Raw genomic sequence first — 13,392 nt, 5'->3', positions numbered from 1 at the left:
CGGCTTAGGCGGCTCTAATTTCGGCCGGCGGGCCTTGAACCCGTCGAGACGAGGAGAGGACAAATGGCGGCTCGCCAGGAGACGGTGGCGCGCGTCGAAGAGATCGACGTCGACGCATATAAATACGGCTTCACCACCGATATCGAATCCGAAAAGGCCCCAAAGGGTCTCAGCGAGGATATCGTCCGCTTCATTTCGGCAAAGAAGAACGAGCCCGAATGGCTGACCGAGTGGCGGCTCGAGGCCTATCGGCGCTGGCTGACGATGGAGGAGCCCAAATGGGCTCGCGTCGATTATCCCGCGATCGACTATCAGGACCTCTATTACTATTCCGCGCCGAAATCGACGCCCGGCCCCAAGTCGCTGGACGAGGTCGATCCAGAGCTGCTGCGCACCTATGAGAAGCTCGGCATTCCGCTGCGCGAGCAGGAGGCGCTGGCCGGAGTCGAGCAGCGCAAGGTCGCTGTGGACGCGGTGTTCGACTCGGTCTCGGTGGCGACGACCTTCCGCGAGGAGCTCTCCAAGGCCGGCGTGATCTTCTGCCCGATCTCGGAAGCGGTGCGCGAGCATCCCGAGCTGGTGCGCAAATATCTCGGCTCAGTCGTGCCGGTGACGGATAATTTCTACGCCACGCTGAACTCCGCCGTCTTCTCGGACGGGTCCTTCGTCTACATCCCGCCGGGCGTTCGCTGCCCGATGGAGCTGTCGACCTATTTCCGCATCAACGAGAAGAACACGGGACAGTTCGAGCGCACGCTCATCATCGCCGACGCCGGCTCCTATGTCAGCTATCTCGAAGGCTGCACGGCCCCGAAGCGCGACGAGAACCAGCTGCACGCCGCCGTGGTCGAGCTCGTCGCTCTCGACGACGCCGAGATCAAATATTCGACGGTGCAGAACTGGTATCCCGGCGACAGCGAGGGCAAGGGCGGCATCTACAATTTCGTCACCAAGCGTGGCGATTGCCGCGGCAAGAATTCGCATATCTCCTGGACGCAGGTGGAGACGGGCTCCGCGGTGACGTGGAAATATCCGTCGTGCATTCTGCGCGGCGATAATTCGCAAGGCGAGTTCTATTCGATCGCAGTGTCGAACGGCTATCAGCAGGTCGACAGCGGCACGAAGATGATCCATCTCGGCAAGAACACCAAGAGCCGCATCATCTCCAAGGGCATTTCGGCCGGCAATTCGCAGAACACCTATCGTGGACAGGTGTCGGCGCATCGCAAGGCGGAAGGCGCGCGCAATTTCACAAATTGCGACAGCCTGCTCATCGGCGACAAATGCGGCGCGCATACTGTGCCCTATCTCGAGTCGAAGAACGCTTCCGCCGTGTTCGAGCATGAGGCGACGACGTCGAAAATCTCCGAGGACCAGCTGTTCTATTGTATGCAGCGCGGCCTCTCCGAAGAAGAGGCGACGGCGCTCATCGTCAATGGTTTCGTGCGCGACGTTCTGCAGAAGCTGCCGATGGAATTCGCAGTGGAAGCGCAGAAACTGATTGCAGTGAGCCTCGAAGGCAGCGTCGGTTGACGTATCGATGAGCAAAGAGGCGCTCTGCGTTTATTGAGCGCCTCTTTACGAGGCAGGCGGGCGACGAAACGGCCCCGATTGAGCGGCCTCCGATTTGCAACGTCCCTCGCACGACAGCGAACAGCCAACAGGACGACACCATGATCGAAATCAAGAATCTCCACGTCTCCATCGGCGAGCGTAAAATTCTCGACGGGCTGAACCTCACGGTGAAGGACGGCGAAGTGGCGGCCATCATGGGGCCGAACGGCACCGGCAAATCCACGCTCTCCTATGTCATCTCCGGCCGCGAGGGCTATGACGTCACCGAGGGCGAGGTGCTGCTCGACGGCGAGAATATTCTGAACCTCGAGCCGCATGAGCGCGCCGCCAAGGGCGTGTTCCTCGCCTTCCAATATCCGGTCGAGATTCCGGGCGTCGCGACGATGACCTTCCTCAAGGCCGCCGTGAACGCGCAGCGCCGCTCGCGCGGCGAGGAAGAGCTGCAGACGCCCGACTTCATGAAAATGGTGCGCGAGGCTTCCACCAAGCTCGGCATCAACATGGACATGCTGAAGCGCGCGCTGAACGTCGGCTTCTCCGGCGGCGAGAAGAAGCGCATGGACATTCTGCAGATGAGCCTGCTGGAGCCCAAATTCGGCATTCTCGACGAGACCGACTCCGGCCTCGACATCGACGCTCTGCGCATCGTCTCCGAGGGCGTGAATGCGCTGCGCTCGCCGAAGCGCGGCTTCCTCGTCATCACCCATTATCAGCGCCTGCTCGATTACATCAAGCCGGACACTGTGCATGTGATGGCCAAGGGCAAGATTCAGAAGACCGGCGGGCCGGAGCTCGCGCTCGAGCTCGAGAAGAGCGGCTATCGCGATTATGTCGGCGAAGCGGCGTGAGGATAAGATCATGACCGTGCAGGCGATCGACAAGAAGAGCGAGGCCGAGACGGCCTTCGCCGGCGCCTTCGAGGCGATGAAGGGCAAGGGCGCGCCCGCGTTGCGCCAGGCCTCGTGGGAGTTCTTCACGCGCAAAGGGCTGCCGACGCGTCGCGTCGAGGCGTGGCACTATACCGATCTGCGCGCCTCGCTGCGCACAGTGGCTCCGCTCGGCGCGCCGGGAGCGATCACGCTGCCGCCGACGACCCTCGGCCGTGTGCGTCTCGTCGTCGCCGACGGCGCGTTCCGTCCCGAGCTGTCGGACGTCGCTTCTCTGCCGGCCGGCGTCGAGCTCTCCTCTCTCGCCGATGTCCTCGCCAAGGAGGACGCTTCCGTCCTCACGGCGCTGGGCCTGCCGGAGAACGCCGGGGCCGACGCCGTCATCGCTCTCAATGCGGCGCTGATGCAGGACGGCGTGGTGCTGCGCATCGCTCCGGCGACAGAAGTCGCCGAGACGATCGAGATATTGTTGCTCTCCTCCGGCGGCGAGGCCTGCTCCTCCTTCACGCGCTCGCTCGTCATCGTCGGCGACGGCGCCAAGGCGAAGATCGTCGAGACCTCGCTCGCCCTCTCGCCCTCCGGCGCGCAGGAGAACCACGTTCTCGCTTTCGCGATCGGCGCGGGCGCCGAGGTCGAGCATATCGCCGACATCGGCCCGCAATCGGAATCCGCCATCCGCCTGTTCAGCCTGCTGATCACGGCGCAGGCGAAAGCCGCGTTCAAATCGCTCGGCTTCGTCGAAGGCGGCGGCCTCGTGCGTCGGCAAATCTTCGCGCGACTCGCCGGCGAGGAGGCGAGCGTCTCGCTCGACGGAATCTCCCTGCTCGGCGGCAAGGATCACGCGGATACGACGCTCGTCGTCGAACATGCCGCGGCTCATTGCCAGAGCCGCGAGCGTTTCCGCAGCGTGCTCGACGGTCAGTCGACCGGCGTGTTCCAAGGCAAGGTGGTGGTGCGCCCGGGCGCGCAGAAGACCGACGGCTCCATGCAGTCGCGGGCTCTGCTGCTCAGCGAGAACGCCACGATGAACAATAAGCCGGAGCTGGAGATTTTCGCCGACGACGTCGTTTGCGGCCATGGCGCCACTTGCGGACGCCTCGACGCCGACCAAACCTTCTATCTGGTAGCGCGCGGCCTGCCCAAGCATGAGGCCGAGGCGCTGCTGATCGAAGGCTTCGCCGGCGAGATCGTCGAGGCGCTCGGCGAGGAAGCGGTGCGCGACATCTATTTCGAGCGCATCCGCAGCTGGCTCGGCAAGCGAGGGGGAGCGAAGTGAACCAGCCGCTCTTGGCCGAGGCCACGCCCGCCTATGATGTCGAGGCGATCCGCCGCGACTTTCCGATCCTCGCCGAGAAGCCCTATGGCAAGGATCTCGTCTATCTCGACAACGCCGCCTCGGCGCAGAAGCCGCGGCAGGTGATCGAGCGGATCTCCCAGGTCTACGAGCATGAATACGCCAATGTGCATCGCGGCCTGCATTATCTCGCCAATGCGGCGACCGACGCCTATGAGGGCGCGCGCGAGACCTTGCGCCGCTTCCTCAACGCGGAGAATCGCGAGGAGATCATTTTCACGCGCGGCGCGACGGAGGCGATCAATCTCGTCGCCTCTTCCTATGGGCTCGCGCATATCGGCGAGGGCGATGAGATCATCCTCTCGATCATGGAGCATCACTCCAACATCGTGCCCTGGCATTTCCTGCGCGAGCGCAAGGGCGCGGTGCTGAAATGGATCGAGACCGACGATGACGGCGTCTTCTCGCTCGAGGATTTCGAGAAGCTCATCACGCCGAAGACCAAGATTGTCGCGCTGACGCATATGTCCAATGTGCTGGCGGCGCCGACGCCGATCGCCGATATCGTGCGCATCGCCCATTCTCATGGCGTGCCGGTGCTCGTCGACGGCTCGCAGGGCGCGGTGCATCTCGATGTCGACGTGCGCGCGCTGGACGTCGATTTCTACATCGTCACCGGCCATAAGCTCTACGGACCGACCGGCATCGGCGCTCTCTATGGCAAGCGCGAATGGCTCGAGAAGCTGCCGCCCTTCGCCGGCGGCGGCGAGATGATCGAGACGGTCACGCGCGACTATGTGACCTACAACACGCCGCCGCATCGCTTCGAGGCTGGCACCCCGCCCATCGTGCAGGCGGCGGGCCTCGGCGCGGCGCTCGACTATATGCAGAAGATCGGCCGCCCGGCGATCCGCGCCCATGAGGCCGATCTCACCGCCTATGCGCATGAGCGCCTCTCCGTTATACCGGGGCTTCGAATCTTCGGTCACGCCAAGGACAAGGGACCGATCGTCGCTTTCGACATGCCGGAGGCCCATGCCCACGACATAGCGACCGTTATCGACCGCTCCGGCGTCGCCGTGCGCGCCGGGACCCATTGCGCCATGCCGCTATTGCAGCGCTTCAACGTCACCTCCACCTGCCGCGCCTCTTTCGCAATGTATAATACGCGCGACGAGGTCGATCGCCTGGCGGAAGCGCTGCTGAAAGCAAAGGCGCTGTTTTCTTGATGAGGAGACAGAATCGTGACCAAGACCGATGACGCGGTGGAGCCGCAGGAAGTCGTGACCGGTCGGGAGCTGACTCGGGATGAGCAGCAGTCCCTGCCCGCGGGCCGATCGAAGGAAGAGGTCGAACGGCTGACGCAAGGCATTGTCGCCGCGCTGAAGACCGTGCAGGATCCCGAGATTCCCGCCGATATTTTCGAGCTCGGCCTGATTTACAATATCGACATCACGCCCGAGGACGTCGTCTATATCGACATGACCTTGACCGCGCCGGGCTGTCCCGTCGCCGGCCAGATCGTCGAGCAGGTGCAGAGCTCGGTGAGCCTCGTGCCGGGCGTGATGGCCGTCATCGTCAAGCTCGTCTTCGAGCCGCCATGGGACCAGAGCCGCATGTCGGACGAAGCGCGCATGACTCTCGATATGTGGTGAGAGTGAGGAGAGCCGATGGACGCGCCCGCGCCGAAGATCGACGGGTGTCTCGAGACGGCTCTCTATGTCGAGGATTTGGCGCGCGCCTCGCATTTCTATGAGGACGCGCTCGGCCTCGAGCCAATGTTCGCCGATCAGCGGCTCATAGCTTATGATTGCGGACCGCGTAGCGTTCTTCTACTTTTTGCGCGGGAAACAATGGGCGAGGCGGTTGTTCTGCCGGGGGGCGAGATACCGCCGCACGAAGGTCGCGGGCGTCTGCATTTCGCGCTCGCAATCCGGCCCGAGGATCTCGGCCTGTGGGAGCGGCGGCTCGCGGAGAAGAATGTGCCGATCGAGGCGCGGATGGAGTGGCCGCGCGGCGGGCGGAGCCTCTATTTCCGCGATCCCGACGACAATCTCGTCGAGCTGGCGACGCCGGGCATATGGAAGAATTATTGATCGCGACGTCGGGTCGCGCATTCACGCGGCAGACGAAGGGATGTAGGGAGCGAACAGATGAACGTCATGAGCCTCAGCGATTCCGCGGCGGAGCGCGTGCGCGGCCTGCTCGCCGGCGCCGAGAACCCCAATATCGGCCTGCGCATCTCGGTGGAGAAGAGCGGTTGCGCCGGCATGGCCTATAAGATGGAGTTGGCCGAGCCCTCGCCGGGCGACGAGGTGATCGAGGAAAAAGGCGCGCGCGTCATCGTCGCCGGCCAGGCGGTCATCTATCTGCTCGGCACGCGCATGGATCTCGATGTGCAGCAATTCTCGTCGAGCTTCGTGTTCCAGAACCCGAACCAGACCTCGGCCTGCGGCTGCGGCGAGAGCGTCGAGCTCAACCCGGTCGATCCGAGCGCGGTCGAGAAGCATGTGAGCGGCTGAGTCCGTCTCGCGCGGAGCGGGGCGACGAGGCGGTCGGAAAAATCGTCCTTCGCTCTGCCCCGCGACACCCGCAAAACGGATTGCGCCCAGCCGCGTAAGGCGCTAGGCCGCAGGCTCGAAATCGAGCGCGGGATATCGCAATGGCGGCAGGACAAAAAGGTCTCACTTACGCCCAGGCCGGCGTCGACATAGACGCCGGAAATCGGCTGGTGGACCTCATCCGCCCCGCCGTGCGCTCGACGCGCCGACCAGGCGCGGATGGCGAGATCGGCGGCTTCGGCGGCCTCTTCGACCTCAAGGCGGCAGGTTTTTCCGATCCCGTTCTGGTCGCCGCCAATGACGGCGTCGGCACCAAGATCAAGATCGCCATCGAATCCGGCCTTCATGACACGATCGGCGTCGATCTCGTCGCAATGTGCGTCAACGATCTCGTCGTGCAGGGTGCCGAGCCTCTGTTTTTCCTCGACTATTACGCGAGCGGTAAGCTCGAGCCGGGCGCAGCAGCGGCCGTCGTCTCGGGGATCGCCGCCGGCTGCGTCGAGGCCGGCTGCGCGCTGCTCGGCGGCGAGACGGCGGAAATGCCGGGCCTCTATTCCAAGGGCGATTATGATCTCGCAGGTTTTGCCGTCGGCGCGGCCGAGCGCTCGCGCCTGCTGCCGCGCGCCGAGGTGAGGGAAGGCGATCTTCTGTTCGGTCTGCCCTCCTCCGGCGCCCATTCCAACGGCTTCTCGCTCATTCGCCGCATCGTCGCCGAGTCGGGCCTCGCCTGGGACGCGCCCGCGCCCTTCGCGGCCGAGCGGACGCTGGCCGAGGCGCTGCTCACGCCGACGCGCATCTATGTGAAGCCGCTGCTCGCGGCGTTGAAGCGCAGCGAGAAAATTCTCGCCCTCGCCCACATCACCGGCGGCGGCTTTCCCGACAATCTGCCGCGCGTGCTGCCGAAGGGGCTGGGCGCCGCGCTCGATCTCGGCGCGTTTCGCCCGCCACCGGTCTTCTCCTGGCTCGCGCTGACGGGCGGCGTCGCGGAAGCCGAAATGCTGCGCACCTTCAACTGCGGCATCGGCATGGTCGTGGTCGTCGCCAAAGACGGCGCGGACGAAGCCGTCGCGGCGCTGCGCGAAGCGGGCGAGACGCCGATCGCCATAGGCGAGATTGCGGCGACCGGCGACGGGCCGCGCGTCGTCACGCGCGGGAATCTGCCGCTGTGAACCGGCGGCTGCGCACTGCGATCCTCATTTCCGGGCGCGGCTCCAATATGGACGCGCTGATCGAGGCGGCCCGCGCGCCGGATTTTCCGGCCGAGATCGCGCTCGTCGTCTCCAATCGCCCGGAAGCCGTCGGACTCGCCAAAGCCAAAGCGGCGGGCGTCGCCGTCGCCGCCGTCGATCATAAGATCTACGCCGGCCGGGAGGAGTTCGAGCGCTCGCTACAGATCGTGCTGGAGACGCATCGAATCGAGCTTCTCTGTCTCGCCGGCTTCATGCGTCTGCTGACGCCCTGGTTCATCGGCCAATGGCGCGGGCATATGCTCAATATCCATCCGGCCCTGCTTCCGGCCTTTCGCGGCCTGCGCACACATGAGCGGGCGCTCGCCGATGGCGTGAAAATTCACGGCTGCACGGTCCATTTCGTCGTCCCGGAAATGGATGAAGGGCCGATCGTCGCCCAGGCGGCGGTCGCCGTGCTCGATTCCGATACGCCGGAGAGTCTCGGGACGCGCGTGCTCGAGCAAGAGCATCTGCTCTATCCGCGGGCGTTGCGGCTCGTCGTCTCCGGCGCCGTCAGGGTCGAGGGCAATCGCGTGCTCGGTGCGAGCCCGTCGCTGCAGCCGGCGCTCGCCGTCCCCTCCTCCGGCTGAACCTGCCGCGGGCAACCGGCGTCTGGGCGAAAGCCATGGCCGAAGGGATAGGACGCGCCGCCCTTGCAGGGGCTCGGAAGCGCGAACCAGCAGAGATAGACGCCGAAAGCCAAAAGCTTGGCGAGGCCGAGCGCGCCATCGAAGGGCGTCGCTACGATCAGAATCGCGAGCGCCAGCAAGCCTGTCGCCCTAGCCCCCCAATCGACCCAGCGTTTCGTCATCATATCGCCCTCGCCGCCATCGCGCGGATCAGCCCCAATGTTAACGCAAAGATACGAGACTTACTTGCCTTTGCCGGTCGAGAATAGAGTCTTTGCAGCTTCTCGATCATATTCTCGAAGTGGCTTCCGCAAAGAGGTTTCGACAATGATAAAACTATACTCGTTCGGCCCTTATTTCGGCCTCCCGGATGCAAGCCCCTTTGTGCTCAAGACCATGGCGCTGCTGAAATTCGCCGGTCTTCGATACAGCGAAGATCACTCCGGCTACGGCCGCGCGCCCAAGGGCAAGCTGCCTTATATCGATGACGAGGGAAAAATCGTCGCCGATTCCACCTTTATCCGCCTCTATCTCGAAAAGACCTATGGCATGGATTTCGACGCAGGCCTCACGCCGGAGCAGCGCGCCGCCGGCTGGGCGGTCGAGAAAATGCTGGAAGAACATTATTATTGGCTGATGGTGCAGGCCCGCTGGATCGACGATGGCAATTTCGAGCGTGGTCCGGCGAAATTTTTCGCGCGCGTTCCGGCGCTCGTTCGCCCGCTCATAAAGGCGCTGATCCGAAAGAAGATCGCCCGCTGCCTCACGGCGCAGGGCCTCGGGCGGCATTCGAATGAGGAGCTCGCCGAATTGGCGCGTCGCGACGTGGACGCGCTCTCAATTCTGCTCGGCGACAAGCCCTATCTCTTCGGCGCGGCGCCGAGCGCCGCCGACGCCACGGCCTTCGCCATGGTGGCGGAATCGCTCGTTCCCGAGCTCGAATCGCCGCTCCGCGACGCGGTGGCGAGCAAGCCCAATCTCGTGGCTTACCGAGACAGGCTGCTCGCCGCCTATTTTCCGAATTATGTCGCGGCCTGAAAAATCAGCCGACGATCTCATTGCCCGAAAAGAACTGCGGGATCTCGATCGCCGCCGTCTCCGGCGCATCGGAGCCATGCACGGAATTCTCGCCGATGGAGACGGCGAATTCCTTGCGGATCGTGCCCGGATCTGCGCTGGCCGGATTGGTCGCGCCCATCACAGCGCGATATTTGGCGATGGCGCCCTCGCCTTCCAGAACCTGGACGACGACCGGGCCGGAGATGATCGAGTCGATCAGCTCGCCGAAGAAGGGGCGCTCCTTGTGGACGCCGTAGAAGGTCTCGGCTTGCTCGCGCGTCATCTGAATGCGCTTCTGCGCCACGATGCGGAGCCCGGCGTCCTCGATGAGGGCGTTGATCTTGCCGGTCAGATTACGCTTGGTGGCGTCCGGCTTGATGATGGAGAATGTGCGTTCGGTCGCCATGGGCGCGTCTTCTCGTCGAGTTCGAGGATGGGAAAGATCGCGGCGCTTATAGCTGTCGGCCGAACGCCCGGCAACCCGGCCGGAGCGGCGACAATTTTCCTTTTGACCGCAACCGCGCCGCGTCGCGGCGAATTGCCCATGGCGGCGAGCGCTGATATGGCCAGATTGCTCGCTTCACGCTTCGATTTGAGAGGAACGCCCGGACATGTCTTCCACGCCGCGCCCGCTCGTCGCCGGAAATTGGAAAATGCACGGGCTTTCGGCGTCGCTCGGCGAGATCGAGGCGGTAGCGGGCGGCTATGACGCGGCTCTGCGAAAAAAAGTGGAGCTGGCGATCTGTCCGCCGGCCACTCTGCTGGAGCGCGCGTCGCGACTCCTCGCCGGGGCCGAAATCGCGGTCGGCGGCCAGGATTGCCACGAAAAGCCGAGCGGCGCCCATACGGGGGATATATCGGCTGAAATGCTGGCCGACGCCGGCGCTTCCTATGTGATCGTCGGCCATAGCGAGCGGCGCGCGGATCATGGCGAGAACGACGCGCTGATCCACGCCAAGGCGCTGGCGGGCCTACGCGCCGGGCTCTCACCCATCGTCTGCGTCGGCGAGACTCGCGCCGAGCGCGACGCCGGCCGCGCATCCGCGATCGTCGAGGCGCAGCTCGACGGCTCACTGCCGCGCCGCGCCGCGCCAGACAAATTGGTTGTCGCATACGAGCCCGTATGGGCGATCGGCAGCGGCCTCACGCCGACGCCTCTCGACGTCGCGCAAATGCACGCCGCCATCCGCGCCCGGCTCATCATACTCTTCGGCGCCGGCGCCGCGGCGACTCGCATTCTCTATGGCGGCTCGGTGAAGCCCGCCAACGCCGCCGAGCTGCTGCGCGTGAAAAATGTCGATGGCGCGCTCGTCGGGGGCGCCTCTCTGACCGCGAAGGAATTTCTGGAAATCGCCGAAGTCTATCGCTGAGCGGCGACGTTCTCGCAATCGTTTCGCGATAGGGTCTCGAAGCGTAACGGCGTCTTCGCCATTTTTCATTCGCTTTCATTGCTCGCGAGGAGATTTTCAATGTCCTACACGCTCATCGTCGCAACCTTCGTCGTCACCACCTCCCAGGCCGCCGGCGCCGTGGCGACCAACGCCATTCCCGGCTATGCGACGGAAGAAAAATGCGTCGAGGCCGCACGCAAGCTGCAGCCGCGCGCCTCCTTCGGAATAGCGGCCGACGGCAGGGAGAACGGCTCGCCGTTGAATACGCGCATGACCGGATATTCGGGACTCTGCGTGCCGGCGCCTTGACTCCTTCCCCCTCTCCGCTTTAACTCAGGCCGTCATGACCCTCGCCCGCTCTACGCGCTACTACTGGTACTTTAGCTATCCTGCGCCGGCGGCGACGGGAGGCGAACGCGTGTGACTTGACGTAACGCGAAGCCTGAAAACCCCGAGAGCCGCCAGTCCCGCTGGCGGCTTTTTTATGCCGCCGGCGTGACGCTCGAAAACAAGGAGCCCGCCGTGCCGACCGAAACCGACGACCTTCGCATCGTCAAAATCGCCGAATTGAGCCCGCCCGCCGAGATCATGCGCGAGCTTCCGCGCAGCGAGACGGCGAGCGCCACCGTGCTCGGCGCGCGCGCCGCCCTGCGCGACATTTTGCGCGGGCGCGACGATCGCCTCGCTGTCGTCATCGGCCCCTGCTCGGTCCATGATCCGGACGCCGCGATGGAATATGCCCGCCTGCTGGCCGAGGCCGAGCGCGAGCTCGGCGACCGGCTCCTGATCATCATGCGCGTCTATTTCGAGAAGCCGCGCACCACGGTGGGCTGGAAGGGCCTCATCAATGATCCGCGCCTCGACGGCAGCTTCGACATAGAAGCGGGCCTGCGCCTCGCGCGGCGGCTGCTGCTCGAGGTCAATGAGCTCGGCCTGCCGGCGGGCTGCGAATTCCTCGATATGACGACGCCGCAATATATCGCCGATCTCGTCGGCTGGGGCGCGATCGGCGCGCGCACCACGGAGAGCCAGGTGCATCGCGAACTCGCCTCCGGCCTCTCCTGCCCGGTCGGCTTCAAGAACGGCACCGACGGCAATGTGCGCATCGCGCTCGACGCCGTGCTCTCCGCCTCGCAGCCGCATCATTTCCTCGCCGTCACCAAGGACGGCCGCTCCGCCATCGCCTCGACCAGCGGCAATGAGGATTGCCACATTATTCTGCGCGGCGGAAAGACGCCCAATTACGACGCCGCCAGCGTCGACGCCGCAGCCAAAGAAGCCGAGAAATCGCGCGTCTCGCCATATCTGATGATCGACGCCTCTCACGCCAACAGCAGCAAGAAGCCCGAGAACCAGCCTCTCGTCGTCGATGATGTGGCCCAGCGGATCGAGGGCGGCGAGCGGCGCATCATCGGTCTGATGATCGAGAGCAATCTCGTCGCAGGGCGACAGGATATCGTTCCCGGCAAGCCGCTCGTCCATGGCCAGAGCGTCACCGACGGCTGCATCGACTGGGCGACCTCGCTCGCCGCGCTGCGTCGTCTCGCGACCGCTGTCGAGCTGCGGCGATCCACCTCGGGGACGACGCGCATCGCCTCCTGAGCCGATGCGCCGCATCCCGTAGCTTCTGCCGATCAGCTTGAAAGAGCGGGGATATATCGACTTGTCCCCGATCTTTCGAGAGCTTCGGCTGGAACGCGCGGCCTGCGGCTCGGCCGGAAAACGCGACACTGCGCCGCAGGGCCGGCGCTCTACGTCATGTGCCACAGATATGTCGCGTGAACGAACGCGGCTGCAACGGCTGCGACGAGGAGTGGATCCTATGGAGATTTCCCTGGAACAGGCCGTCGAGATTCATGCACGCGCGCTGACCCACCGGCTGCTGGGTGAAGCGCCGTCCAATGCGCGGGAAAGGGCCACCGATTTCCAAAAAACGGGCGACAGCGAGGGCTGCGTCGTGTGGCTGCGCGTCGCCGAATGCGCGGAGCGGCTGCTGCGCGAGAAAGCCCCCGCCGCGCCTGCGCTCGATAGGTAGTTCCCCCGATAGCCACTGTCACAAAACGTCATTTTCGTCGGTTTAGCGCTCTGCGTCAGAAACGAGTCGTGGAGCCGACCGATGATGCAGATCGCCGAAATACTGGCGCCGAGCGGCCTCGATCTCCTGCCGATCGAAGACGCCGCCCCCTCGAAGGCGCATGAGCGAACGCTCGCCAGCTATCTCCTCAACAGCCACCGCGGCGCCGCCGCCGTGCGCGACATTCTCGTCGCCGATATTCGCGGCTTTCTCGATCTCGGCCAGGTGCGCGCCGCCGCCGATCTCATGGTCGTCTTGCGAATGCTGCTGGCGAGATGGCCGGAGACGCGCCGCCGCGCGCCGCGGCCGCTGGCCTGGGACGCGACGGCCCCTTCGCCCTGCGATGCGTGACGCGCAGACGCTCGCGCCTCAGTGGCGCGGCTCCTCTTCGAGGGCGCGCGCCAATTCGCCGATGATGCGCTCGACCAGCGCATTCTCGGCGTCGAAATAGGCGCGCTCCTCGCGCTCCAGCTCGTCGAATTCGTCCGGCTCACAGAGTTCTTTGCGGATGTCGCACAGCCGCTCGAAGCGACGTCGCAGGCAACCCATGAGCGCTTCCGCATCTCCGCGCGCGAGCGTGAGCGCGATTTTCGGCTCCATCTCCCCCTCCTTGCGTCTTCCTCCCCTTTTTCCTCCTAAATGGCCTTTCCGCTCGCGTGCGCAATAAAAATGACGCGCTGCTAGACCGAGAAA

17 protein-coding genes are annotated in these 13,392 nt (G+C 64.6%); 15 read left to right on the top strand and 2 right to left on the bottom strand.

Translation table 11 applies throughout. The annotated features are described in order from the left end of the window. The first annotated feature begins 63 nt into the window (after positions 1 to 63). The 10 genes from sufB to FMZ75_RS05475 all read left to right on the top strand — a co-directional run bounded on the left by sufB (position 64) and on the right by FMZ75_RS05475 (position 9,213). Positions 64 to 1,533, top strand: a complete 1,470-nt coding sequence (gene sufB / locus FMZ75_RS05520) for a Fe-S cluster assembly protein SufB (RefSeq protein ID WP_108918175.1) — start codon at positions 64 to 66, stop codon at positions 1,531 to 1,533. 140 nt (positions 1,534 to 1,673) lie between these two features. Beyond that, a complete protein-coding gene (sufC, locus tag FMZ75_RS05515) occupies positions 1,674 to 2,423 on the top strand; it encodes a Fe-S cluster assembly ATPase SufC (protein ID WP_142863303.1) in 750 nt (249 codons plus the stop codon). 10 nt (positions 2,424 to 2,433) lie between these two features. Then, positions 2,434 to 3,738 (top strand): Fe-S cluster assembly protein SufD, encoded by a 1,305-nt coding sequence (sufD, locus tag FMZ75_RS05510; protein ID WP_166141625.1) that lies wholly within the window; start codon positions 2,434 to 2,436, stop codon positions 3,736 to 3,738. Next, a complete protein-coding gene (locus FMZ75_RS05505; protein WP_166141624.1) occupies positions 3,735 to 4,985 on the top strand; it encodes a cysteine desulfurase in 1,251 nt (416 codons plus the stop codon). The genes sufD and FMZ75_RS05505 overlap by 4 nt, the downstream gene beginning before the upstream one ends. A 69-nt stretch (positions 4,986 to 5,054) precedes the next feature. Beyond that, positions 5,055 to 5,411 carry an iron-sulfur cluster assembly protein gene (locus FMZ75_RS05500; RefSeq protein WP_026598750.1) on the top strand — a complete coding sequence of 119 codons (357 nt, stop codon included), beginning with the start codon at positions 5,055 to 5,057 and terminating at the stop codon, positions 5,409 to 5,411. Between the two features lie 15 nt (positions 5,412 to 5,426). Continuing rightward, positions 5,427 to 5,852: a VOC family protein gene (locus tag FMZ75_RS05495; RefSeq protein WP_166141623.1), complete on the top strand. Its 426-nt coding sequence runs from the start codon at positions 5,427 to 5,429 to the stop codon at positions 5,850 to 5,852. A 57-nt stretch (positions 5,853 to 5,909) separates the two neighbouring features. Next, a complete protein-coding gene (locus FMZ75_RS05490) occupies positions 5,910 to 6,278 on the top strand; it encodes an iron-sulfur cluster assembly accessory protein (protein WP_185966512.1) in 369 nt (122 codons plus the stop codon). Between the two features lie 140 nt (positions 6,279 to 6,418). Further along, entirely contained in the window at positions 6,419 to 7,486 is a 1,068-nt protein-coding gene (purM, locus tag FMZ75_RS05485) for a phosphoribosylformylglycinamidine cyclo-ligase (protein WP_166141622.1), read from the top strand. 47 nt (positions 7,487 to 7,533) lie between these two features. Next, positions 7,534 to 8,136 carry a phosphoribosylglycinamide formyltransferase gene (gene purN, locus FMZ75_RS05480; protein ID WP_246728804.1) on the top strand — a complete coding sequence of 201 codons (603 nt, stop codon included), beginning with the start codon at positions 7,534 to 7,536 and terminating at the stop codon, positions 8,134 to 8,136. A 366-nt stretch (positions 8,137 to 8,502) separates the two neighbouring features. After that, complete coding sequence (locus FMZ75_RS05475) at positions 8,503 to 9,213, top strand: glutathione S-transferase family protein (protein WP_108918181.1); 711 nt, start codon at positions 8,503 to 8,505, stop codon at positions 9,211 to 9,213. Between the two features lie 4 nt (positions 9,214 to 9,217). On the opposite strand, the gene ndk is transcribed toward FMZ75_RS05475, so the two are convergent. Next, on the bottom strand, positions 9,218 to 9,640 hold the full coding sequence (gene ndk, locus FMZ75_RS05470) for a nucleoside-diphosphate kinase (RefSeq protein WP_108918182.1): 423 nt from the start codon (positions 9,638 to 9,640) through the stop codon (positions 9,218 to 9,220). Positions 9,641 to 9,845: 205 nt separating this feature from the next. Here ndk and tpiA point away from each other — a divergent pair, with 205 nt between their 5' ends. The 5 genes from tpiA to FMZ75_RS05445 all read left to right on the top strand — a co-directional run bounded on the left by tpiA (position 9,846) and on the right by FMZ75_RS05445 (position 13,050). After that, a complete protein-coding gene (gene tpiA, locus FMZ75_RS05465; protein ID WP_166141620.1) occupies positions 9,846 to 10,604 on the top strand; it encodes a triose-phosphate isomerase in 759 nt (252 codons plus the stop codon). Positions 10,605 to 10,703: 99 nt separating this feature from the next. Further along, positions 10,704 to 10,934 carry a hypothetical protein gene (locus FMZ75_RS05460; protein WP_142863310.1) on the top strand — a complete coding sequence of 77 codons (231 nt, stop codon included), beginning with the start codon at positions 10,704 to 10,706 and terminating at the stop codon, positions 10,932 to 10,934. Between the two features lie 213 nt (positions 10,935 to 11,147). Next, complete coding sequence (locus tag FMZ75_RS05455; protein WP_166141619.1) at positions 11,148 to 12,227, top strand: 3-deoxy-7-phosphoheptulonate synthase; 1,080 nt, start codon at positions 11,148 to 11,150, stop codon at positions 12,225 to 12,227. Positions 12,228 to 12,447: 220 nt separating this feature from the next. Beyond that, positions 12,448 to 12,660 carry a hypothetical protein gene (locus FMZ75_RS05450; protein ID WP_142863312.1) on the top strand — a complete coding sequence of 71 codons (213 nt, stop codon included), beginning with the start codon at positions 12,448 to 12,450 and terminating at the stop codon, positions 12,658 to 12,660. Between the two features lie 81 nt (positions 12,661 to 12,741). Further along, a complete protein-coding gene (locus FMZ75_RS05445; protein WP_207783303.1) occupies positions 12,742 to 13,050 on the top strand; it encodes a hypothetical protein in 309 nt (102 codons plus the stop codon). 18 nt (positions 13,051 to 13,068) lie between these two features. Here the strand turns inward: FMZ75_RS05445 and FMZ75_RS05440 are convergent, their stop codons facing one another. Continuing rightward, a complete protein-coding gene (locus tag FMZ75_RS05440; RefSeq protein WP_142863313.1) occupies positions 13,069 to 13,299 on the bottom strand; it encodes a hypothetical protein in 231 nt (76 codons plus the stop codon). Positions 13,300 to 13,392 lie beyond the last annotated feature (93 nt).

This window comes from Methylosinus sp. RM1, assembly GCF_011378635.1.
In the GTDB taxonomy this organism is placed as follows: Bacteria; Pseudomonadota; Alphaproteobacteria; order Rhizobiales; family Beijerinckiaceae; genus Methylosinus; species Methylosinus sporium.
The sequence above is the reverse complement of the archived record's forward strand: the minus strand, read 5'-3'. Positions and strand labels throughout refer to the sequence as shown.

Coding starts and splice junctions, on each gene's coding strand:
- sufB (WP_108918175.1), top strand. CDS start 64: ATGGCGGCTCGCCAGGAGACGGTGGCGCGCGTCGAAGAGATCGACGTC.
- sufC (WP_142863303.1), top strand. CDS start 1,674: ATGATCGAAATCAAGAATCTCCACGTCTCCATCGGCGAGCGTAAAATT.
- sufD (WP_166141625.1), top strand. CDS start 2,434: ATGACCGTGCAGGCGATCGACAAGAAGAGCGAGGCCGAGACGGCCTTC.
- FMZ75_RS05495 (WP_166141623.1), top strand. CDS start 5,427: ATGGACGCGCCCGCGCCGAAGATCGACGGGTGTCTCGAGACGGCTCTC.
- FMZ75_RS05490 (WP_185966512.1), top strand. CDS start 5,910: ATGAACGTCATGAGCCTCAGCGATTCCGCGGCGGAGCGCGTGCGCGGC.
- purM (WP_166141622.1), top strand. CDS start 6,419: ATGGCGGCAGGACAAAAAGGTCTCACTTACGCCCAGGCCGGCGTCGAC.
- purN (WP_246728804.1), top strand. CDS start 7,534: ATGGACGCGCTGATCGAGGCGGCCCGCGCGCCGGATTTTCCGGCCGAG.
- FMZ75_RS05475 (WP_108918181.1), top strand. CDS start 8,503: ATGATAAAACTATACTCGTTCGGCCCTTATTTCGGCCTCCCGGATGCA.
- ndk (WP_108918182.1), bottom strand. CDS start 9,640: ATGGCGACCGAACGCACATTCTCCATCATCAAGCCGGACGCCACCAAG.
- tpiA (WP_166141620.1), top strand. CDS start 9,846: ATGTCTTCCACGCCGCGCCCGCTCGTCGCCGGAAATTGGAAAATGCAC.
- FMZ75_RS05460 (WP_142863310.1), top strand. CDS start 10,704: ATGTCCTACACGCTCATCGTCGCAACCTTCGTCGTCACCACCTCCCAG.
- FMZ75_RS05450 (WP_142863312.1), top strand. CDS start 12,448: ATGGAGATTTCCCTGGAACAGGCCGTCGAGATTCATGCACGCGCGCTG.
- FMZ75_RS05445 (WP_207783303.1), top strand. CDS start 12,742: ATGATGCAGATCGCCGAAATACTGGCGCCGAGCGGCCTCGATCTCCTG.
- FMZ75_RS05440 (WP_142863313.1), bottom strand. CDS start 13,299: ATGGAGCCGAAAATCGCGCTCACGCTCGCGCGCGGAGATGCGGAAGCG.